This window comes from Streptomyces sp. NPDC007164 (assembly GCF_040634135.1).
Classification (GTDB): domain Bacteria; phylum Actinomycetota; class Actinomycetes; order Streptomycetales; family Streptomycetaceae; genus Streptomyces; species Streptomyces sanglieri.
Map to the genome: position 1 here is coordinate 1 of NZ_JBEYFB010000021.1, position 19,459 is coordinate 19,459.

The 19,459-nt window shown below is 70.3% G+C and carries 20 protein-coding genes and 2 pseudogenes; 11 read left to right on the forward strand and 11 right to left on the reverse strand.

Annotation, left to right across the window (positions count from 1 at the left end):
• The 3 genes from ABZ622_RS24325 to ABZ622_RS24335 all read left to right on the forward strand — a co-directional run.
• Positions 1-2,049, forward strand: a 2,049-nt coding sequence (locus ABZ622_RS24325; RefSeq protein ID WP_360546456.1) for a hypothetical protein, incomplete at its 5' end; no start/stop codon positions are given.
• A gap of 123 nt (positions 2,050-2,172) precedes the next feature.
• Positions 2,173-2,802 carry an SMI1/KNR4 family protein gene (locus ABZ622_RS24330; protein WP_360546458.1) on the forward strand — a complete coding sequence of 210 codons (630 nt, stop codon included), beginning with the start codon at positions 2,173-2,175 and terminating at the stop codon, positions 2,800-2,802.
• Between the two features lie 59 nt (positions 2,803-2,861).
• Positions 2,862-3,644, forward strand: a complete 783-nt coding sequence (locus ABZ622_RS24335; RefSeq protein ID WP_360546460.1) for a hypothetical protein — start codon at positions 2,862-2,864, stop codon at positions 3,642-3,644.
• Here the strand turns inward: ABZ622_RS24335 and ABZ622_RS24340 are convergent.
• The 3 genes from ABZ622_RS24340 to ABZ622_RS24350 are packed head-to-tail and all read right to left on the reverse strand — an operon-like array spanning position 3,615 to position 5,230.
• Positions 3,615-4,391, reverse strand: coding sequence for a hypothetical protein (locus tag ABZ622_RS24340; protein ID WP_360546462.1), 777 nt, complete (start codon positions 4,389-4,391; stop codon positions 3,615-3,617). The two genes, ABZ622_RS24335 and ABZ622_RS24340, sit on opposite strands and share 30 nt — an antisense overlap.
• A 13-nt stretch (positions 4,392-4,404) precedes the next feature.
• Entirely contained in the window at positions 4,405-4,782 is a 378-nt protein-coding gene (locus tag ABZ622_RS24345) for a hypothetical protein (RefSeq protein WP_360546464.1), read from the reverse strand.
• Positions 4,763-5,230: a hypothetical protein gene (locus ABZ622_RS24350; protein ID WP_360546466.1), complete on the reverse strand. Its 468-nt coding sequence runs from the start codon at positions 5,228-5,230 to the stop codon at positions 4,763-4,765. The genes ABZ622_RS24345 and ABZ622_RS24350 overlap by 20 nt, the downstream gene beginning before the upstream one ends.
• A gap of 202 nt (positions 5,231-5,432) precedes the next feature.
• Here ABZ622_RS24350 and ABZ622_RS24355 point away from each other — a divergent pair, with 202 nt between their 5' ends.
• Positions 5,433-6,179 carry a hypothetical protein gene (locus tag ABZ622_RS24355; protein ID WP_360546468.1) on the forward strand — a complete coding sequence of 249 codons (747 nt, stop codon included), beginning with the start codon at positions 5,433-5,435 and terminating at the stop codon, positions 6,177-6,179.
• Between the two features lie 25 nt (positions 6,180-6,204).
• On the opposite strand, the gene ABZ622_RS24360 is transcribed toward ABZ622_RS24355, so the two are convergent.
• Positions 6,205-6,474 carry a hypothetical protein gene (locus ABZ622_RS24360; protein WP_360546470.1) on the reverse strand — a complete coding sequence of 90 codons (270 nt, stop codon included), beginning with the start codon at positions 6,472-6,474 and terminating at the stop codon, positions 6,205-6,207.
• 42 nt (positions 6,475-6,516) lie between these two features.
• Here ABZ622_RS24360 and ABZ622_RS24365 point away from each other — a divergent pair, with 42 nt between their 5' ends.
• A complete protein-coding gene (locus tag ABZ622_RS24365) occupies positions 6,517-6,849 on the forward strand; it encodes a transposase (protein ID WP_360546472.1) in 333 nt (110 codons plus the stop codon).
• A 45-nt stretch (positions 6,850-6,894) separates the two neighbouring features.
• On the opposite strand, the gene ABZ622_RS24370 is transcribed toward ABZ622_RS24365, so the two are convergent.
• Positions 6,895-8,355, reverse strand: coding sequence for an amino acid permease (locus tag ABZ622_RS24370; protein WP_360546474.1), 1,461 nt, complete (start codon positions 8,353-8,355; stop codon positions 6,895-6,897).
• A 270-nt stretch (positions 8,356-8,625) separates the two neighbouring features.
• Between ABZ622_RS24370 and ABZ622_RS24375 the strand changes: the two are divergent.
• Both ABZ622_RS24375 and ABZ622_RS24380 read left to right on the forward strand, forming a co-directional pair.
• Positions 8,626-8,736 (forward strand): annotated as a pseudogene (locus ABZ622_RS24375) (ATP-binding cassette domain-containing protein); the annotation flags it as partial.
• A gap of 168 nt (positions 8,737-8,904) precedes the next feature.
• Positions 8,905-9,039: a hypothetical protein gene (locus ABZ622_RS24380; protein ID WP_360546476.1), complete on the forward strand. Its 135-nt coding sequence runs from the start codon at positions 8,905-8,907 to the stop codon at positions 9,037-9,039.
• 164 nt (positions 9,040-9,203) lie between these two features.
• On the opposite strand, the pseudogene ABZ622_RS24385 reads toward ABZ622_RS24380, so the two are convergent.
• The 3 genes and pseudogenes from ABZ622_RS24385 to ABZ622_RS24395 form a co-directional block, all read right to left on the reverse strand.
• A pseudogene (locus ABZ622_RS24385) lies at positions 9,204-9,591 on the reverse strand (transposase); the annotation flags it as partial.
• A gap of 239 nt (positions 9,592-9,830) precedes the next feature.
• Positions 9,831-10,664, reverse strand: coding sequence for a PIG-L family deacetylase (locus tag ABZ622_RS24390; RefSeq protein WP_360546478.1), 834 nt, complete (start codon positions 10,662-10,664; stop codon positions 9,831-9,833).
• A gap of 772 nt (positions 10,665-11,436) precedes the next feature.
• Positions 11,437-12,168, reverse strand: coding sequence for a PIG-L deacetylase family protein (locus ABZ622_RS24395; RefSeq protein WP_360546480.1), 732 nt, complete (start codon positions 12,166-12,168; stop codon positions 11,437-11,439).
• A 164-nt stretch (positions 12,169-12,332) separates the two neighbouring features.
• Here ABZ622_RS24395 and ABZ622_RS24400 point away from each other — a divergent pair, with 164 nt between their 5' ends.
• Positions 12,333-13,718: an MBL fold metallo-hydrolase gene (locus ABZ622_RS24400; protein WP_360546482.1), complete on the forward strand. Its 1,386-nt coding sequence runs from the start codon at positions 12,333-12,335 to the stop codon at positions 13,716-13,718.
• Positions 13,715-14,476, forward strand: a complete 762-nt coding sequence (locus ABZ622_RS24405) for a sulfite exporter TauE/SafE family protein (RefSeq protein ID WP_360546484.1) — start codon at positions 13,715-13,717, stop codon at positions 14,474-14,476. The genes ABZ622_RS24400 and ABZ622_RS24405 overlap by 4 nt, the downstream gene beginning before the upstream one ends.
• Positions 14,477-14,500: 24 nt before the next feature.
• Here the strand turns inward: ABZ622_RS24405 and ABZ622_RS24410 are convergent, their stop codons facing one another.
• Positions 14,501-14,779 (reverse strand): metal-sensitive transcriptional regulator, encoded by a 279-nt coding sequence (locus tag ABZ622_RS24410; protein ID WP_360546486.1) that lies wholly within the window; start codon positions 14,777-14,779, stop codon positions 14,501-14,503.
• 99 nt (positions 14,780-14,878) lie between these two features.
• Here ABZ622_RS24410 and ABZ622_RS24415 point away from each other — a divergent pair, with 99 nt between their 5' ends.
• On the forward strand, positions 14,879-15,451 hold the full coding sequence (locus ABZ622_RS24415; RefSeq protein WP_360546488.1) for a rhodanese-like domain-containing protein: 573 nt from the start codon (positions 14,879-14,881) through the stop codon (positions 15,449-15,451).
• A 102-nt stretch (positions 15,452-15,553) separates the two neighbouring features.
• On the opposite strand, the gene ABZ622_RS24420 is transcribed toward ABZ622_RS24415, so the two are convergent.
• Entirely contained in the window at positions 15,554-16,849 is a 1,296-nt protein-coding gene (locus ABZ622_RS24420) for an alpha/beta fold hydrolase (RefSeq protein ID WP_360546490.1), read from the reverse strand.
• A 106-nt stretch (positions 16,850-16,955) separates the two neighbouring features.
• On the opposite strand from ABZ622_RS24420, the gene ABZ622_RS24425 reads away from it, so the two are divergent.
• On the forward strand, positions 16,956-18,119 hold the full coding sequence (locus ABZ622_RS24425) for a betaine/proline/choline family ABC transporter ATP-binding protein (RefSeq protein WP_360546492.1): 1,164 nt from the start codon (positions 16,956-16,958) through the stop codon (positions 18,117-18,119).
• A 53-nt stretch (positions 18,120-18,172) separates the two neighbouring features.
• On the opposite strand, the gene ABZ622_RS24430 is transcribed toward ABZ622_RS24425, so the two are convergent.
• A complete protein-coding gene (locus ABZ622_RS24430; protein ID WP_360546494.1) occupies positions 18,173-19,456 on the reverse strand; it encodes a transporter in 1,284 nt (427 codons plus the stop codon).
• Positions 19,457-19,459: the final 3 nt, after the last annotated feature.

Sequence of the window (19,459 nt, forward strand, 5' to 3'; positions counted from 1 at the left end):
GCCGATGCCGATGCCGATGCGGAGGCAGCTGCCCGCCCGCCAGGCAGCCCCCGCCACAGCGGCAGGCCGCATGTGTCATTCAAGGAGCACCAGGTCATCGAACCCGGTGCGGCGGAAGAACGGTTCACTCTGTCCGCCGATGTGAATTGTCCGCACGACGGGGGGTCCGGACCGCCGGTCCGCCTCTACGGCGGAGATCTGCGCATCCGGGGCGACCTGGACTCCGAACGCAAGCCGCCGCACTGGCTGGCCCATGTGATCGTCGACGGGGATCTCGTCATCGGCGTCGGCCTCGACTGGGGGGAGGGCGACGGCGGGCAGTACACGTTCCTGCTGGTGACCGGCGATCTGCGGGCACACTCCGTACACATCAGCGGCTGTGTCGACGTTGTGGTGCGCGGCGATCTGCTGGTGACCGGCGGTGTCTCCTGCGACAGCCTCGGCGATGACCTCCACGACGACGGCGCGATGCTGACAACCGGGAACCTGTACGCCCGCTTTGTGTCGCTGCACGGCCATGTCGACCTGATGGTGCGCAGCAATCTGCAGGCGACCGACGGCATCCTGGGCCGTGACTGGGACGACCGGGGATCGCTGCACGTCGCCGGTCCTCTCCGCGCCGCGGCCGTTGTCACCACCGAGGAGTTCACGGTGACGTCGGGCAGCCCCCCGGAGGACGACCGCCATGTGGTGATCGACCTGGGCGATCGGGAGGAGCTGGCGGAGCTGATCCGGCCCGAGCTGCTCGACGACGCCGACGACACCGACGACCCGCTCGGCTGGGAGCTCGGTGCCCGCATCGCAGCCGCGCTGGCAGCCGGGATGCCCGTCCTGCGCGACACGCCCGGGCCGCAGCTGGCGGCCTCCGCGGACGAGGTGGCACGGCTGCGGGCCCGACCCTCGGAGGTCACCGAACTCGACCTTGCGACGCACCGGGCCCTGTGGCAGGACCCGGAACGGGTGCTGGACTTCACCGCACTGCGCAGGCTCCGGCTCACGGGCAACCGGTGGTCCGGCGCTGACCGGCTGCTGGCACGGCTCGGCGAGCTTCCGCATCTGGAGGAACTCGACATCTCGAACATGGCGCTGGCACAACTGCCCGCGGAGATCTGCCTGCTGCATGGCCTGCAGGTACTGAACATCGCCGACAACCCCCTGCGGGCCCTGCCCGACCGGCTCGGTGACCTCTCCGAGCTGCGGGTACTGCGTACCTGGAAACTGTCGTGCCCTCTCCCCGACGCCCTGTCCCGGTTGCCCGCCCTCGAAGAACTCGACCTGTCATGGCTGCACCCGGCACCGGCCGACCGCGTCGAGGACGACCCGGAACTCGTCCCGTCCCCGCGACTCGCCACCCGGATACCCGGATTGCGCAGGCTCAACCTGTCGGCGGCAGCGCTGGATTCGGTCCCCGACGACCTGCTGCTCGCCACCGCGCTGGAGGAGCTGAACCTCGACAGCGCCCTGGGCCGGGTGGAGCGGCTTCCCGACCTGTCACGGCTGCCACGACTGCGCGTCCTGCGTATGAACGGCAGCAGCGGCAACGCCGACCACTACCCCGGCCACCACCTGCTCGACCGCGTGTGGGCGATCACCACGCTCGAAGAGCTGGAAATCAGCCGCTGGGGCGAGCAGACCCGGTACAACGAACGGACCGGACGTAGGGAAGGGGTCCGGCCGCCCTTGACCCTGCCGGACGACGCCTTCGCCCGGCTGTCCCGCCTGCGGGTACTGGACCTGGGGTTCAACGGTCTGACGACGCTGCCCGAGTCGTTCTACGCGCTCACCGAACTCGAGGACGTCACCATCGACTTCGGTCTTCTGGACCCGCCCGTCCGGCAGCGGCTCGCCGCCCTCGCCCGCAGCGAGCCCGACAACCCCGCCCGCGACTGGATCCGCGCCGTACAGGTCAAGCTGCTCCTCAAGGCGGACCGTACGGACGACGCCTACCAGGCCGCCAACCGGACCCTCGCCCGCCGCCCGGACTTCCGCGGCCTCGCCGACGTCGCCGCCTCAACCGGCTACCGGATCTGGCGAGGCAATGCCGCCTGACGGCGCGTTGAAGCCGTCCGACAGCTTCCCCGCCAGTCCCGTCGGCCCACCACCGGTGCCCACCGCGTGCCGCACCACCGGAACGAGACCGCAAGAAGACCGCAAGATGAATGGAGCAGAGCATTGATAGATATACACGACAGCCTGGCGATCCTCCGCCGCGCCGCCGGGGACGGAACCGTCACGCTCTCGGCATCGGAGCCTGCCTCGGCCGAGGCCGTAGCGAACCGGGAAACAGGCCTTGAGCCGCACTTCGGAAGTTTCAGCTGGACGGCGCCGCCCAGTTATCGGGCCTTCCTCGCCGAGCACAACGCCTTCAGCTGTGGACGCGAGACGGACGGTGGTTCGGCGGAGTTCACCATCGTCGATGACAAAGCCATTGCCGAGCTGAACGCGGATCTGGTGCACCTGCCCGAGCATGTGGGCCGCGGGGACGGCCGCTGGCTGTCCACCAACCATCTGGTCGGATTCGCCGTCGACGGGGGCGACGAGGCGGTGTGGTGCTTCGATGTCACCCAGCCGGACGCGGACGGCGAGTACCCGGTCTACTACCACCACCAGGACGCCCAGGAGGGGCTCGCGCGCTATGTCGGTGGCGGCGACTGGGAGTTCGCGGACGAGGCACGGCCGGACTATTCCTCGTTCGCGGCCTGGCTGGGCGCGATGAGTGCCGCGTTCACCGCACGCCGGCCGCCCAGCTGGTTCCAGGATCTGGGTGCGCCGTTTCTGAGGTTCCACAACGCCGCGCGCTGACGGCCCCCTGGGTGGTTCAGATCCGGCGCGGCATGGCGTGAGTACAGGATGGAGGCGGTATGGCAGGAGAATCACCGACCGCGGAGTGGCCGTCGGGCGGACTGCCGCTCGACGCATGGCGGATCAGGACGGCGTACGAGCGGGTGAGACCGGCCCTGATAACGGATCCACTGTTCGCCGAGGACGCCGCGGACTTCGACGTCAGCGTGGAGGAGCTCGACCGGCGGATGAGCCGCCCGCCCGGTTGCCTGGACGGTGACACGCTGTGGGACTGGCTCGGCGGAGCCGATCAGTACCGGTGGGCGGGCCTGTGGGTGCTGGCCGAAGCCTTCGCCGGTCCCACATCGCTGCGGCTCGCCGGGCGGGTCACTGTTCCCGAGGGCGGCATCCTCGTTGCCACCGGCGACGTGGTCGTCGACGGGGACCTGGTGCTGGAGGAGCAGGCGGCGGTACTGGTCCTGGGCCGGCTGACGCTCACCGGAGCGCTGGTCGGATCCGTGTGGGACTACTCGCTCGTGTGCGCCGCCGAGGTCAGGTGCCGGAACGGGGTGACGTCCGGCGAAATCCTGGCGTTGAACGCCGTCCGGTGCACCGGCGCTCTCTACCTCAGCGGCAGCGACCACTCGTGCCGGGCGCCCCTCTTCGACGGTGGGGTTCTCGTCGACTTCGAGCGCTCCAACGCGTTCGGCCGCGTCGACGCCGACGAGCGGATCGCCGAGTGGGACTTTCACGCCGCGGCACGGGCACTGGGCCTGTCCGCGGACGACGAGCTGGCCGAGGCGTACGCCGGCAGGCTGCTGGGTGCCAGCCGGTCAGTGGCTCCCGACACGCGGCCCGGGTGACAGCGGCCACGGCCGTGCCGGAGTGGCGGCCGGGGTGAACTGGAAGTAATTCGAGTGGGCCCAGGGACCGGACCTGGTCTCCCCGCGCAGCCGCTGGTGGATCCCGGTCAGTTCGATCTGCGCCGCGCCGGAGCAGTCGTAGGCGTGTGACAACAGGTCGAGGGTGAGCTCACCGGTGTGCAGATAGCCGTACTCGGCCGTCCACAGCCCGATCAGGAATCGCGTGATGTGCGGGCCGCGCGGCGCCGCGAGCGCCAGCGCCTCGAACAGCGCGCGGGCCGACTCGGGTTGACGGTGGAGCTGGTCCAGCGGCCACTCCACCACCGGGGCGGGTACGACCACGGGCTGGGACAGGCACAGCATCGGGTGGCCTTCGTCCTCCACGACGGCTGCCGAACCCGCGCCGAGCAGGTCGGCCGCCCCGGCGAGCAGGTCCGGGGCCTGCCCGCGGCGACCAGCCGTACGTCGCGGCACCGCCCTCTCCACCAGATAATTGAACCCGGCGACCAGCGGGCCCTGCCCTCGTGTGAACACCTCATCTGCTACGGGAAGCACACCCACCACCTGGGAATGCCCCCTCAGGTTGGGAGAACGCACACCCCACTTGCTGAGCGTGTCCATCTGCCACAGGCCGCCGTAGCCCACCCTGCCCAGGCGCACCGCCCAGCGGTCGTCCCCGCCGAGCCGGTCGGGCAGCCGTGGCGGGGAGCCGGTGCCCCACCATGTCGCGATTCCCCAGTCACCCATCCTTGCGCCTCCGCTACTGGCCGACGGGCCGGCCCTCGGTGTCGATCCGCGTCCAGGGGCCGCTGTAGGAGCTGCCCTCAGTGTTCAGGATCACCTCGGCGGTTCCGTCGCGGAACGGCCGCACACAGATGAACCGTTGGCCCATCGGTATGCGCCACCGCCCCTCCGCGTCGATCAGACCGTAGGAACCGTAGGAGTAGGGGCTGCCAGCCTGATTCTCGACCCAGCTCAGCTCCAGATCGGCCGCGCTGTACGGGGACCGGTCGAACAAGTCGTGTTCCAGCGAGTATTCGAACAGCCGGTGCGGGTCGCCCGCTTCGTCGGGGGCCGTGTCCTCCCCGAAACCGAGGTCGGCGATATGCCGTTCCAGCCTATTCAGCTCGCTCAGCAACCACTCGGTGAAGCTGCCCGCATGTTTCGACCACGACGGAGTCTTCGATCACCCACACGCCGTCCTCCGCCAGTGCGAAACCATGGATGTCGGACAGGTCGTAGCCGGCGAAGAAGGCATAACGGCAGGTGGTGGGCTCGCCCTCGGCCTCCTGAGGAAAACCGCTGTCGGGGTCGTAGACCATGGGTGACAGCACGGCCATCGGCTCGGGGGGCAGAAAGGACGTCCCGTGGGAGTCGCAGTACTCGAAGCCGAGCACCGGATAGCCGACCTCCTTGACGAAGGCACGGTAGTCGGCGGGCAGCAGGTGATCCAGCCGGGCTCCGTACGGGTGGTCTGCGCTCCGCGCCTCGCGCAGGTCGGCCGGCGCGTACTCCAGCGCCCAGCCGAGCCCCTTGGCCTCCAGCGCCGCCTCGAACTCCCGCCAGCGGGAAACAGCCTCGGTCATATCGCTTCCTTTCCTTCTCAAGATGTGGTGCCGGCCGGCGGTCCCGCCGGTGGGCGGCGTCCGTCGAAGTGGCTCTCGGCTTCCACGTCGGGCTGGGAATTCGCTCGTGGTAAGACAGTAGGAGGTGCCTGTGACAGCTGGCCTCGCCTGCCTCGCCAACGGGCCGGGCCGGTTGTCAGTGCAGGCCGCTACCCTGCTCCGCATGGCAGTTGACCCTGTTGACCCAATGAAGAGCGACCCCGATCGTCCCGGGACGGGAGGCAGCCGGGAGCTGCCGACCGCCGCCCGGGATGTCGGGCAGATCCTCACCGAGCTGAACGACGACGACGGCGCGACCGACGCGTTCTGGCGGCTGCTGGAGCGCAGCACCAAGGTGCTCGGCGACCAGCATGGTTCGGCCCGGACTCTGACGGGTGATCAGGAACTGTGGGAGCCGCTGCTCCACCATGGCGACCTCGTCGTCACCGGCCATCTGTACGTGCCGACGGCGATCGTGGTCACCGGCTCGCTCACCGTCGGCGGCTGCCTGTACGACCGCGAGGACAGCTCCCGGATCGTCGTCGGCGGGAACCTGACGGCGCGCACGGTGTTCAGCGCCGGTGACCTGCTGGTCCGGGGCGATCTCGGAGCGGACGTCGTCTCCTGCGTCTGTCTCGACCCCCGTACGACCTGCGCGGGCACCGTCCGGGCGCGGTTGGTCCTGGAGGAGGACCCGGGAGATCGCGGGGCTGCCACGGTGGACGTCGGCATCCACCTCGACTACGGCACCTACCGCCTGGGATGGGACAACCGGGAGGACCTGCGGGAGCAGCTGCGCGCGCTGCTGGTGGACGAGGTCTTCACCAAGGACGACGACAGCGACGGCGACGACGAGTTGCGCCTGGACCGGTACGAGCTGTTCGACCGGCTGCTGGCGGAGGAGCGGGTGTTTCACGACGATGCCCGCTGACCGGCCCGCCGCCCCGTGGGCACGGCTACGCACGGTCGTAGACGACCGCACGGACGTCCCCGGCGCACAGCGCATCGGTGACGAGGGGTTCCACGCGGTCCCAGGTGCCGCCGGCCAGGCCGCAGCCAATGCGGGGCATGTGCACCGAGGCGTGCAGTCGTACGGCGTGCTCCGCCAGGGTGTGCAGACACTCCCACACCGCGTCGTAGCGGATGGGCGGGCCACTGTCGGCGGGCTCGGTGCCGGACTCGGTCCGGATGCCCTCGCGGGTCCGGATGCCGTGCCGGCCGACCATGTTCGCCGCCCACAGGGCGGGTTCACGAGCCGGAAGCCCGAGGTGGCACAGCGCCGGAAGGTGCTGGTCTGGGACGGGCTGTCCGCCCACTGGAGCCGTGCGATGCGTGCCTGGGTCGCCGAACAGGACTGGCTCGCCCTCGGGCGATTACCGGCCTACGCGCCGGAGCTGAACCCGGTGGAACTCCTGTGGTCCTCGCTCAAGAAGCGCGAACTCGCCAACCTCGCCGGCGACCACCTCGCCGACGTCGCCGATGCCACCGAGCGAGGCATCCACCGCATCAACCACAACCAACAGCTGCCGTGGTCCTTCCTCGCCCACACCGGCCTGACCATCCACCCGCCACACCCACCGAACTTACGAAAAGATCAGTAGAACTCAAGATGAACCCGCGCGGGCCGTCGCCGCTGCCTGGAAACGTCAGACGTCCTCGCGCTCCCGCGCCAGGACGTTCACCCGGGCCCGGACCACGAACCAGCCACCGACCAGCGCCGCCGCGATCAGCGGCAGGCACAGCACGGTCGTACGTCCCACCCCGCCGCCCCACCACATCAGGAAGACGACCGCGGCGAGGAATGCCAGCGTGATGATCTGCGTGTAGGGCGCCCAGGGCAGCCGGTACGAGGGGCGGGTGACCCGGCCGTCCCGCGAGCGGTGCCAGAACAGCAGCGAACAGAGCATGATCATCCCCCAGGTGCCGAGTATGCCGATCGACGCGAGGTTGAGAACGATCTCAAATGCCTGGCCCGGCATGACGTAATTGAGCACGACGCCCAGCACACCGAAACCGGCGGTCAGCAGGATGCCGCCGTACGGCACCTGGCCCTTGTTCATCCGGCCGGTGAACTTCGGCGCGGAGCCGGCCAGCGCCATGGAGCGCAGGATGCGCCCGGTGGAGTACAGACCGGAGTTCAGGCTGGAGAGCGCCGCGGTCAGCACGACCAGGTTCATCACACCGGCCGCGCCCGGGATGCCGAGCTTCTCCATGACGGTGACGAACGGGCTCTCGTCCCCCGAGTACGAGGTGTACGGCAGCAGGAGGGCCAGGAGCACCACCGAGCCGACGTAGAAGAGGCCGACGCGCCACATGATCGAGTTGATCGCCTTGGGCATGATCTTCTCGGGGTTCTCCGTCTCGCCGGCGGCCACGCCGCACAGCTCGACGGATGCGTACGCGAACACGACCCCCTGGATCACCATCAGCATCGGAAGCATGCCGACGGGGAAGATGCCACCACTGTCACTGATCGTGGAGAAGCCGGGTGTGTGACCGTCCACCGGGTGCTGGGTGACCACCAGGAAGATGCCGATGAGCATGAACGCGACCAGGGCGGAGACCTTGATGATCGCGAACCAGAACTCCATCTCACCGAAGTACTTCACCGAGATCAGGTTGGCGGTGAGCACGACGGCGAGGGCGATCAGGGCGAGGATCCACTGCGGGGTGTCGCTGAACATGCCCCAGAAGTGCGCATAGGTGGCGGCCGCTGTGATGTCAGCCACAGCGGTCGTCGCCCAGTTGAGGAAGTACAGCCAGCCGGCCGCGAAGGCGCCCTTCTCGCCCATGAACTCACGGGCGTACGAAACGAAGGCACCGGAGGACGGCCGGTAGAGGACCAGTTCGCCGAGCGCGCGCACGACGAAGAAGGCGAAGACACCACAGACCGCATAGGCGAGGGCGAGCGACGGCCCCGCCCCGGCCAGCCGTCCGCCCGCGCCCAGGAACAGGCCGGTGCCGATCGCGCCGCCGATGGCGATCATGTTGATGTGTCGGGACTTGAGGTCCTTGCTGTAACCGGCGTCGCCGGCGTCCACATGGGGGGAGCCCGCCGCCGGTGGGGCGACAGCGAGCGTATCGGCCGCGGTGGTGCGGTCACTCATGGAGGGGTTCGCCTTCGTGAGGGGAAGCTGGGTGTTCCCTGCGATGGCTGACTGGGGAAGTCATCGTCACCGTGGCACGGCCCGACGCCATCATCAGGGAATCTTGTGAATTTGACAGTGCCCTACGTCACGAAGGAACAGATCTGAGGTGTTTCAGAGGTTACGGGGCGGTAATGCAAGGCGCCGTATCTCCGCCGCGAAGGCCCGGACGACCGCCGCGCCGTCGCCGACGCGATCGACCGCTGCGGCATCCGCCCCTTCGCCGCACGTGAATACGCCTCCCGCTCCGGAGGCGAACGCCAACGCGTCCTGCTCGCCCGTGCCCTGGCCCAGCAGCCGCGCCTTCTCGTCCTGGACGAACTGACCAACCACCTCGACATCCGCGCCCGCTTCGAACTCCCCGCCCTGATCCGCTCCACCGGCGTCAGCACCCTCGCCGTCCTGCACGACCTCGACCTCGCCGCCCGCCTCTGTGCCCTGATCGTCGTCCTCGACCACGGCAGAGCGGTCGCCGCCGGCCCCGTCCTCGACGTCCTCACCCCGGATGTGATGCGCGAGGTCTTCGGCGTCGAAACCTCCACGACCCGGCACGACGACGGCGTCGTCCGGATCGCGTATGCGGCCCGTCCCTTGGCGAACGTCGAAGAACGCACGGCCGCTGAAGCTTCGTTCTCCGGGAACTGACGTGTTCCGTCTTCGGTGAACCGGGGTGATGTGCTCCGACCGACGTGTCAGTCCGAGGAGACGCAGTCTCTCGGGCTTGGCTCACTGCCCTGCTTCACCTGGAGAGTGCATCGTGCATCACGCCGTGCATGCCTGTGTGTGGACGCCGCGGCGGATGAGTTGTCGGTCAGCAGGCCGAACCAGCGCTCGACCTGGTTGATCCAGGAGGAGCCGGTCGGTGTGAAGTGGACGTGGAAGCGTGGGTGTTCGGCCAGCCACGCTCTGGCCCCGGCGGTGTTGTGGGTGGCGTAGTTGTCACACACCAGGTGCACATCGAGCTCGTGCGGCACGGCCTTGTCCATGGTGAGCAGGAACTTCCTGAACTCGATGGCGCGGTGGCGGCGGTGGAGTTCGCCGATGGCGGTGCCGTCGGCGATGTTGAAGGCGGCGAACAGGATGGTGGTACAGGCCGACGCCATCGACGGCCTTGTCCACGAACTGCGGGTCGGTGGACAGCTTGAAGCTGTCCTGCAGGTGCGGCTTGAGATCGAACTTCTTCCAGATCCGCCCGATGGTCCCCGCATTGCGATGGTTCGGGCGGCATGCCAATTTCGTAGCCTCGCGCCGCCCCGCCCGCAAACAGCAGCCCGTCCTTGGCGAGTTGTCGCCAAGGACGGATCGCGCTCTGCGACTTTCGGGCATCGTGGGCAGCCCGACTGCGGGCAGGAGCCCCGGCGCTGCACTGGCCGCCACCCGGCCGGCGAACCGGCCAGTCCACGCCGGAGCCGACGCGGTAATGACGACACAGCGGATCAGCGCAGTCCGGCGAAGAGATCGTTCTCGGGCACGGCCGCGCCGGTGGCATCCTTGACACGTACAAAGGTCTCCATGCCCATCAGCTCGCCGAACCTCTCCTTGCCCATCTTGAGGAAGAAGATGTTCTCGCCCTGACTGGCGTGCGCGGCCAGCGCATCGAACTTCTGGCTGCTGAATGCGGTGGTGTCCACCCATGTGGTGATCTCATCGTCGGGCAGGCCGATCTCGGCCATCGCGGCGGCCTCGGCAGGATCCGGCTCCGGCATGTCCTCATGGAACTCGCGCATGGTCTCCCCGAACCGCTGCATCATCGAGCGGGGCATCGTCGTCCAGTACACCTTCGGTGTCAGCGCGGTCATCTCCAGCGCCGCCATCGTGATGCGGTTGGCCTGGATGTGGTCGGGGTGGCCGTAGAAGCCGTTCTCGTCATAGGTGACGACCACATCGGGTCGGTAGCGCCGCATGAGTTCCGCAAGTCGGGCTGCACCTTCCTCCACGGGGGTCTGCCAGAAGGATCCGGGGGCGTCATTGCTCGGCCAACCGATCATCCCGGAGTCGGCATAGTCCAGCATCTCCAGATCGCTGACCTTCAGGACGTCACAGCTCGCCCTGAGTTCTTGGCGGCGCATCAGGGCGACGGCCGCCGGATCGTGCCCGGGATCGCCCGGCTTGACGCCCCCCGGTCCGTCACCGCAACCGCCGTCGGTACATGTCACGAGAACGGTACGGATGCCCTCAGCCGCGTAACGCGCGAGGACCCCTCCGGTTCCGGTGGCCTCGTCGTCGGGGTGAGCGTGCACTGCCATAAGCGTCAACGGCCGGTCAATCATGAAACAGTCCTCCTGCAGAAATACGGGTCGGTGTCCGAGCGCGCGGCGGGCATACCGCGATCCAGGGGACCGGATCCTGGCGGGGCCGACGCCCTTGCAGTCTCCGTGTCTCCCCGCCCGTACGGCGCCGGTCCCTCGGTCGATGCAACCGTTCCGACCGGGCCGGCTGTTCCCGGCACAGCCAACTGGTCTTCCAGGCGTCGGAGTTTCAACGCGAACGCGGCACAGGCGCGGCCTGCACCTCGCAGCGCCACGCCGCCCTACGTCCTCCGCACCAAGCCGCGAGTCACGGGCAGTTCCGACCATTCCCGCACAGGTCACGGGCCGACTCCCCCACAGCACGGGATTTCGGCCTGCCCAAAACGTCCCTTCCGTGGACTCTCAAGCTGTCACCCACCGTCCTGGCAACGGGAGCCCCGCGATGCCACATACCCATCCGCAGTACGAGACCGCCTTCCTCAATCTCCCCGAGGCGGCCGAATATCTGGGGCTTTCCTCGAACACTCTGTACGTCTGGCGCCATCATCGACAAGGCCCCCAAGTTTCCGCATGGGGCGGCGAGTCATGTACCGCATCTCGGCCCTGGATCGGTGGGTGCGCGGCCAGGAGATGTCCGACTAGTGCTCCAACGCCGCCCTATCATGACGCTTGCATGCCAATGAACTGGACAGCATCAACACGTGGGCCTGCGGTTTTGCCTCCAGAAGCAGTACCGCGCATGCGCAACGCCGAACACGCACCACCGGGATACCGGGTGGAGCCCGGACCCGGGTCAGCGGGTGAAGAGTTCGAAGGTGACGGCCGGGCGGCCACCGAAGCGCTCCCCCTCGGCCCGCGCGTGACCGGTCAGGAAGGTGCGGCAGTACGCCTCGGGGTCCTCGTCCGTCAGCGCCTCGATGTACGTACGGTGCGCCAGCAGCGAGCGCACCGAGCGCTCCAGCCCGGCCGTCACGTCGACGGCGTGGGTGGGCGCGTCCGACCCGGCGACCGCGACCCACCGCACCCCGTTCCACGGCAGGAGCCCCGACTCCGCGAGTTCCGGAAAGATCCAACGATTGCCCGCATCGGCGACGGCATCCAGCGTGGCGCGGCCGACCGCCCGGTGGTCGGGAGTGTTCCAGACCACGCCGCCCCAGGTGTCCCCGTGATTGAGCGTGACGACCAGCTCGGGGCGTTGCCCGCGGATGGCCGCGGCGATGTCCCGGCGCAACGGAAGGCCGTACTCGATCACGCCGTCCCGGTGATCGAGGAAGTCCACCCCGGAGACACCGACGACGGCGGCGCTCGCCCGCTGCTCCCGCTCGCGCAGCGGCGCGCACTTCTCCGGGTCCAGTGTGTCGATTCCGGCCTCGCCACGGGTGGCGAGGAGGTAGGCGACCTCACGGCCCTCGTCGGTCCAGCCCGCGATCGCCGCCGCGCAGCCGTACTCCAGGTCATCGGGGTGCGCGACCACGGCCAGGGCGCGCTGCCAGTCGGTGGGCATGGGTTCGAGCTGATCCGTCATGCCGGCAGGCTAGCCGTCGCCGATCGTCCCCGCCCCGTGCTCCGGGAGCGCCTCCCCCGGCGTCGCGTACGTCTCACCTCACCCAGAAATACCCCCTGGGGTATTGGTGTTAGCCTGATGCAGAGATACCCCCCGGGGTAAAGCATCACGGAAGGAGCCGTGTCGTGTTCTTCGTCGACACCATCGAAACCGCGGGCCTCGGCAACCGCAGCTATCTGGCCGGCGGGCAGCGGGCCGCCGCGGTCGTGGACCCGCCGCGCGACATCGACCGGGTCATCGCCGCCGCCGCCCGGCGCGGCGTACGGATCGCCCTGGTGGTGGAGACGCATCTGCACAACGACTACGTGACGGGCGGCCTGGAGCTGGCGCGCGTCACCGGGGCCAGCTATCTGGTGCCCGCCGCGGCGCAGGTCTCCTTCGACCGGGTCGCGGTCGCCGACGGTGACATCACCCCGGTCGACGACGGCCTCGCGCTGCGTGCCCTCGCCACCCCCGGGCACACCCCGCACCACACCTCGTACGTGCTGTCGGAGGAGGGCCGCGACGTGGCCGTCTTCACCGGTGGTTCACTGCTGATCGGCAGCGTGGGCCGGCCCGACCTGGTGGAACCCCGGCTCACCGCCGGACTGGCCCGCGCCCAGCACGCCTCCGCGCACCGGCTCGCCGCCGAACTCGCGGACTCGGTGCCCGTGCTGCCCACCCACGGTTTCGGCAGTTTCTGTTCGTCCGCGCAGGCCGAGGGGTCGGCCACGACGATCGGCGACGAGCGCCGCCGGAACGACGCGCTGGTCAAGGACGTGGACACCTTCGTCGCCGAGCTGCTCGCCGGCCTGGACGACGTCCCCGCGTACTACGCGCACATGGGCCCGGCCAACGCCGCGGGGCCGGCCCCGCTCGATCTGACCCCGCCCCGGCCGGCCGACGCCGAGGAGATATCCCGGCGGCTGGCCGCGGGCGAGTGGGTGGTGGACCTGCGCAGCCGGGTCGCGTTCGCCGAGGGGCATGTCGCCGGATCGTTCAACTTCGAGGGCGACGGCCCGCTCGCGACGTACCTGGCCTGGCTGATCCCATGGGGGCGGCCGGTCACCCTGCTGGCGAGCACCGCCGCCGGCATCGCCCACGCGCAGCGCGAGCTGTCCCGGGTCGGGATGGGACGTCCGGTGGCCGCGGCCACCGGCGGTCCCGAGGACTGGACGGGCCCGGCGACGGCACCGCGGTCGTTGCGCAGGTCCGACTTCGCGGGCCTGGCTGCGGCCCGGGAGCGGGGCGAGGACCCGGTGGTGCTCGATGTGCGCAGAAACACCGAGCACCTCGGCGGTGCGATCGCGGGGGCGGTGCACATTCCGCTGCACGAGCTGCCCCGGCGGCTGGGCGAGGTGCCGCCCGGCGTGGTGTGGGTGCACTGCGCGGGCGGGGCACGGGCGGCGATCGCCGCGTCGATGCTGGATGCGGCGGGGCGCGAGGTGGTGGCCGTCGACGACGGATTCGACGCGGCGGCCGGGGCCGGTCTGGGTGTCGCCGCGCCGGTGACCGCTTCCGCTTCGACGTGACCGCACTGATCGTGGCGCTGATCGCCGGTGCGGTGGTCGGCCTGGCGCTCGGCGGGCTCGGGGGCGGCGGAAGCGTGCTCGCCGTCCCCGCGCTGATCTATCCGCTCGGCTTCACCCCGGCCGCGGCGACCACCGCCGGACTGCTCATCGTCATCGCGACGTCCCTCACCGGACTGGTCGCCCATGCCAGGGAGGGCGGGGTCCGCTGGCGCACCGGAGGACTCTTCGCGGCGGCCGGGATCGCGCCGGCCGCGGTCGCCGGGGCGCTGTCGGTACGTGTCCCGGCCGGGGCGCTGACCGCGGGGTTCGCCGTACTCGCGGCGGTCGCCGCGGTGCGGATGCTGCGGCCCCGGACCGGTCGTGAGCCGCAGCCCGGACCCGGTGCGGGCGGCGCGCCTGCCGGACGGGTCGCGCGGACGGGTGCCGGGCTGGGCGCGGTGACCGGGTTCCTCGGTGTGGGCGGCGGGTTCCTGGTGGTCCCCGCACTGGTCACCGTGGTCGCCCTCCCGATGACCGCGGCGGTCGGGACCAGCCTGCTGGTCATCACGGTGAACTCCGTGGCCGCGCTGGTCACCCGTCTCGCCACGCCCACCGCGCTGGACTGGGCGGTGATCGCCCCGTTCACGGCGACGGCGATGCTCGGTGCCTGGGACGGACGGCGGCTCGCCGCGAAGGTGTCCACGGCCGCCCTGCAACGGATCTTCGGCGCGGTACTGCTGGCCGTGGCCGTGTTCATGCTCATCGACGCCGTGGCATGAGCCACGGCGTCGCCCCCGGCCGGCTCAGGCCAGCGAGAGGAAGAGCTTCTCCAGCCGCGCCCGCATCCGGTCCCGGTCCTCCGGCTCGCCGCCGCCGTCGGCCATGCAGTGCTGGAGACCCGTCGCGATGATCGCGAAACCGGCCCGGTCCAGCGCCCGGGACACCGCCGCCATCTGCGTGATCACGTCCTCGCAGTCCCTGCCCTCCTCGATCATCCGGATCACCCCGGCGAGCTGGCCCTGCGCGCGGCGAAGGCGGTTGAGGACCGACTTCAGTTCGTCGGCCGCCATGTCGAGTTCCACGCATCCTCCTCCTGATACCCCGAGGGGTATTCTAGCCCGACCGGGGAAGGGCGGACCCAGTTTCGCCCGAGCCCCGGTGAACGAAAGGAAACACAGCTCGTGACCAGCCCCGTCTCCCTCTCCCCCGCCCAGGCCGCGGCCCGTCTCGCGGAGTTCACCGTCATAGATGTGCGGGCCCCCGGCGAATACGCCTCCGGGCACGTTCCTGGTGCGCTGAACATCCCGCTGGACCGCTTCGCCGAGGCAGTGCCCGCGCTGAAGTCCGCGGCGGCCCGCGGCCCGCTGCTGATGGTGTGCGCCTCCGGAGTACGCTCCACCCGGGCCTGCGACATTCTCGCCGCCGCCGACATCGACGCCGCGACGCTCTCCGGCGGCACCTCGGCCTGGGAGGGCGAGGGACGCGATCTCGACCACCCCGCCGGGGCCCGTACGACCTGGCCGATGGAGCGTCAGGTGCGGCTCGCCGCCGGCTCGCTGGTGGTGGCCGGCCTGCTCGCCGGGGTGCGGTTCCCGGCTGCCCGCTGGATATCCGCCGGGATCGGCTCCGGCCTGGTGTTCTCCGCTGTGAGCAACACATGCGGCATGGCGGCGGCCCTGTCGAAGCTGCCGTACAACCGCGCCCCGCGCGCGGCAGCCGGTCTGGACGACACGCTGCACGCCCTTCAGGGCTGACCCTGTGATGCCGTGAGCGGGAGGGGCCGGCAGTCCGGCTCCTCCCGCTCACGACCAGGGCCGGAGCGCTCACGGACAGGGCCGGAGCGCTCACGACCAGGGTCAGACGTCGTCCCGGACCAGGGCGAGCAGCCGGTCCAGCACTCGCGGTCCGCCCGCGCGCAGCCCGTCGTGCTCGTACTCGTTGGTCACCCAGGTGCGCAGCCCCCGGATCGACGCGGCCGTGCGCAGCGCATGTTCCGTGTCGACGTACATGTCGTCGTGGTACACGGCCGCCGCGACCGGCACCTGATTGGCCGCCAGGCGCTCGGGGTCGTACAGCGGCGTCCAGTCGGTGCGGGCGGCCAGCAGCCCGGCGGTCTCGCGCAGCGGGCGCAGCGCCGGGTCCACCTCGAAGTGCCAGGGGTGGATGCTCTCCCCTGTGAAGAGCACCGGGCCGTCGCTCTTGAGCGCCGCGGCCGCGTCGAACTGTGGGAATTCGGCACGGACCCGCTCGGCGGACCAGTCGGTGGGCCGCTCGTCCTGGCCGTAGATCGCCTCGTGGAGCAGCGCGTACAGCGGGTGTCCGGCGAATGAGGAGGCCGTGCGCATGGCCTCCTGGAAGGTGTCGGAGAGCTCGGTGCCGTGCGGGGTGCGGACGAAGGCGTTCTCCAGCAGGTAGTGCAGCTGGTGGCTGCCGCTGCCGCCGCCCAGCATGATGCCGAGGGACTGGAACCCCTCGGCCGTCAGGCGGTGTCCGGCGCTGTCGGTGGGGTGTTCGAGGAGATGGGCGGTGATCTCCCGGGCGCGCTCGACGTCCTGCGGGTAGCGGGCGTAGTGCGCGGCGGCCTTGCGCTCGATGCGGGGGTAGGCGGCCCGGTACACGTCGTCGGCGTGCGCGGCCAGGGAGGGCAGCCCGCCGGTGATCAGGACGGCCCTGAGCCCTTCGGGCGCGGCCGACAGGTAGCGGACCGCGCAGAAGCCGCCGTAGGACTGACCGAGGACCGTCCACGGTTCGCCGCCGGTCAGCTGCGGGCGGATCAGCTCGCAGTCGCGCACGATGCTGTCGGACCGGAAGCGGGTGAGGTAGTCGGCCTGCTCGCGCGGGCCGCCGCGCAGCGGCAGTGTCTGCCGGTTGGCGGGGGTGGAGAGGCCGGTGCCGCGCTGGTCGAGCAGCAGCACCCGGAACTCCTGCACGGCCCGCCCCAGCCAGGCCTCCGTTCCGACGAACCGCCGGGCGCCGAAGCCGGGACCGCCCTCCAGATAGAGCAGCCACGGCAGCTCCTCGCCGGTCCGGCCGCTCGCCACGGCCTCCCTGCCGAAGACCTCGATCTGCTCACCGCCCGGATCGCTGTGGTCGAGCGGGACCGTGAAATAGCGGTCGGTGAAGACGATGCCGGGATGCCGGTAGCTGCTCACAAGGTGCTCCTGAATCAGATGTGCCACGGACAGTTCAGCACACGGCCCCGACCCGGACGGTCGCGGCCCGTGTGCGGGGCGCCCGGGCAGCTCCTACCGTGCAGGCATGATCCGGTTCGAGCAGGTCGGCAAGGTGTATCCGGACGGTACGGCCGCGGTCGACGAGCTGTCCTTCGAGGTCGCCGAGGGCGAGCTGGTCACCCTTGTCGGGCCGTCCGGCTGCGGCAAGACGACCACCATGATGATGGTCAACCGGCTGATCGAACCGTCGTCGGGCCGGATCCTCGTCGACGGCGAGGACATCTCCGGGGTCGACCCGGTGAGACTTCGCCGCCGGATCGGCTACGTCATCCAGCAGGTCGGTCTCTTCCCGCACCGCACGGTCCTCGACAACACCGCGACCGTTCCCGCGCTGATCGGCTGGAAACGGGCGAGGGCCCGGGAGCGGGCGGCCGAGCTGCTGGATCTGGTGGGCCTGGACCCGAAGACGTACGGTTCCCGCTACCCCGCGCAGCTCTCCGGCGGCCAGCGCCAACGGGTGGGGGTGGCAAGGGCGTTGGCCGCGGATCCGCCGGTGCTGCTGATGGACGAGCCGTTCGGTGCGGTCGATCCGGTGGTGCGCGAGCGGCTGCAGAACGAGTTCCTGAGCCTGCAGGCGACGGTCCGCAAGACGGTCCTGATGGTCACCCACGACATCGAGGAGGCGGTCCGGATGGGCGACCGGATCGCGGTGTACGGGGCGGGGCGCATCGAGCAGTTCGACACCCCGGGCGCCGTGCTCGGGGCACCCGCGACCCCGTACGTGGCGCGGTTCGTCGGCGCCGACCGGGGACTGAAGCGGCTCTCGGTCACCACGATCGAACGGGAGGACCTGGAGGAGCCGCCGGTCGCCCGGCTGGACGAACCGGCCGGCCCGGCGGCGGCCCGGCTGGGCGAGGCGGGTGCCCGCTGGGCGGTGGTGCTGAACGGCGAGGGCGATCTGCACGGCTGGGTGGCGGCGGACGCGCTGCGGATCGCCGGCGAACACGGCACGGTCGGCGAACTGGCCCGCAGGATGGATGCCTGGGTTCCGGTCGGCGCCCCGCTGAAGCAGGCATTCAGCGAGATGCTCCAGCACGACGCGGGGTGGGTGGCGGTACTGGACGGCTCCCGTTTCCTCGGCGTACTGACCCCGGCCAAGCTGCACGAGGCCCTGCGCCGCTCCGTCGACGCGGACGCCCGCGGCGTGGCCCGGGACGAGGTGCCGTTCGACTCGGTCGCGGACGCGTAGGGGGCGGGACCCGGGTCCCGCCCCCTACGCGGGCGAGAGCCCACGTGAACGTGTCAGAGATACGTGGCGGCGGTCACGCAGAAGCCGCCGAGGGCGACGGCCCACACGTAGGGCAGGGTGCGGATCATCACCTGTTGCGGGGTGACGCCCGCGTACTGCGCGCTCCACACGGTCTGGGTGCTCGTGGGGTCGGCGACACCGAACACCTGGTTGTACGAGGTGGCCAGGCCGAGCACCGCGGTGGCGGGGTAGATCCCGGCGGCGATCAGGACACCGGCGATGCCCGCGCCGAGACCGAAGACGTTGAGCGGCCCCCGGTAGAGGCAGAGCGGCACCAGGACGGTGAAGACGAGCACGAAGAGCACCGCGTTCTGCGGGCTGACCGCCTTGACGAGGGGTTCCAGCGCGTCGATCGCCCCGGGCAGTTTCACGGCCGCGAGCAGGATGCCGATGGCGATGAACAGGGTGATCGGTGCGGCGGCCACCTCGAAGCCGCCGTAGAGGGTACGCAGCAGCCGCTTGTTCATCTCGCGCGGCCGGGTGGTGGTGATCAGGCAGTACAGCACGCCGGCCAGCAGCGAGGGGATGATGGCCACGTCGAGGCCGAGGGCCAGCACCAGCGGTACGACCGGGGTGAGGAGCGCGTACCAGGGGGCGTCGCCGAGCCGGGCGCGCCGACTGGAACGCGGTTTCGGGGTGAGGGACTTGGCGGACCAGGCGTGCTCGACGCCCCGGCGGCGGGACTCGACGAGGACGAAGAGGACCGCGGCGGCCAGCGCGAACGGGAACAGTTTGATCATGAAGCCGCGCACGGTGGGGATGGGCAGTTCGAGGGCCGTCGAGAAGAACTGCCAGACGGGCAGCTCGAACGGCATGCCCGCCGCGATGCCCATGAGGATGGTGCCGGCCGCGGTGACCTTGGGGATGCCGACGGCGATCATCGCGGGGATGCCGATGATTCCGGCGAGCATCGCGGCGGGCGCGGAGCCCGTCACCGTACCGACGAGGGTGGAGACGGCGAGGACGCCGAGGGCCACCACGACCGGGCGGTCGCCGCCGAATTCGACGATCTTGCGGACGAGGGTGCCCGCGATGCCGGTCTCGTCCAGGAGCTTGCCGAGCCAGGAGCCGAGCAGGATGGCGATCATGGTGGCGGCGAGGGCGGGTGCGCCTTCCTGGAGGACGGTGACCAGGACGCTGTTCTTGCCGGTGAGCGGGGCGCCCGCGACGAGGGCGATGACGACGGCCAGGACGACGAGCGCGAAGGCCGTGGGGAGTTTCCGGGTGAGCATCGCGGCGACACCGGCCGCCATGACGAGGAGGATGACGACGCCCATGGC

Bases quoted from the DNA above. Each gene is read 5' to 3' on its own strand.
- ABZ622_RS24335 (WP_360546460.1), top strand. From the start codon at position 2,862: ATGGCAGGAGAATCACCGACCGCGGAGTGGCCGTCGGGCGGACTGCCG.
- ABZ622_RS24340 (WP_360546462.1), bottom strand. From the start codon at position 4,391: ATGGGTGACTGGGGAATCGCGACATGGTGGGGCACCGGCTCCCCGCCA.
- ABZ622_RS24350 (WP_360546466.1), bottom strand. From the start codon at position 5,230: ATGACCGAGGCTGTTTCCCGCTGGCGGGAGTTCGAGGCGGCGCTGGAG.
- ABZ622_RS24355 (WP_360546468.1), top strand. From the start codon at position 5,433: ATGGCAGTTGACCCTGTTGACCCAATGAAGAGCGACCCCGATCGTCCC.
- ABZ622_RS24360 (WP_360546470.1), bottom strand. From the start codon at position 6,474: ATGGTCGGCCGGCACGGCATCCGGACCCGCGAGGGCATCCGGACCGAG.
- ABZ622_RS24370 (WP_360546474.1), bottom strand. From the start codon at position 8,355: ATGAGTGACCGCACCACCGCGGCCGATACGCTCGCTGTCGCCCCACCG.
- ABZ622_RS24380 (WP_360546476.1), top strand. From the start codon at position 8,905: ATGCGCGAGGTCTTCGGCGTCGAAACCTCCACGACCCGGCACGACGAC.
- ABZ622_RS24390 (WP_360546478.1), bottom strand. From the start codon at position 10,664: ATGATTGACCGGCCGTTGACGCTTATGGCAGTGCACGCTCACCCCGAC.
- ABZ622_RS24395 (WP_360546480.1), bottom strand. From the start codon at position 12,168: ATGACGGATCAGCTCGAACCCATGCCCACCGACTGGCAGCGCGCCCTG.
- ABZ622_RS24425 (WP_360546492.1), top strand. From the start codon at position 16,956: ATGATCCGGTTCGAGCAGGTCGGCAAGGTGTATCCGGACGGTACGGCC.
- ABZ622_RS24430 (WP_360546494.1), bottom strand. From the start codon at position 19,456: ATGGGCGTCGTCATCCTCCTCGTCATGGCGGCCGGTGTCGCCGCGATG.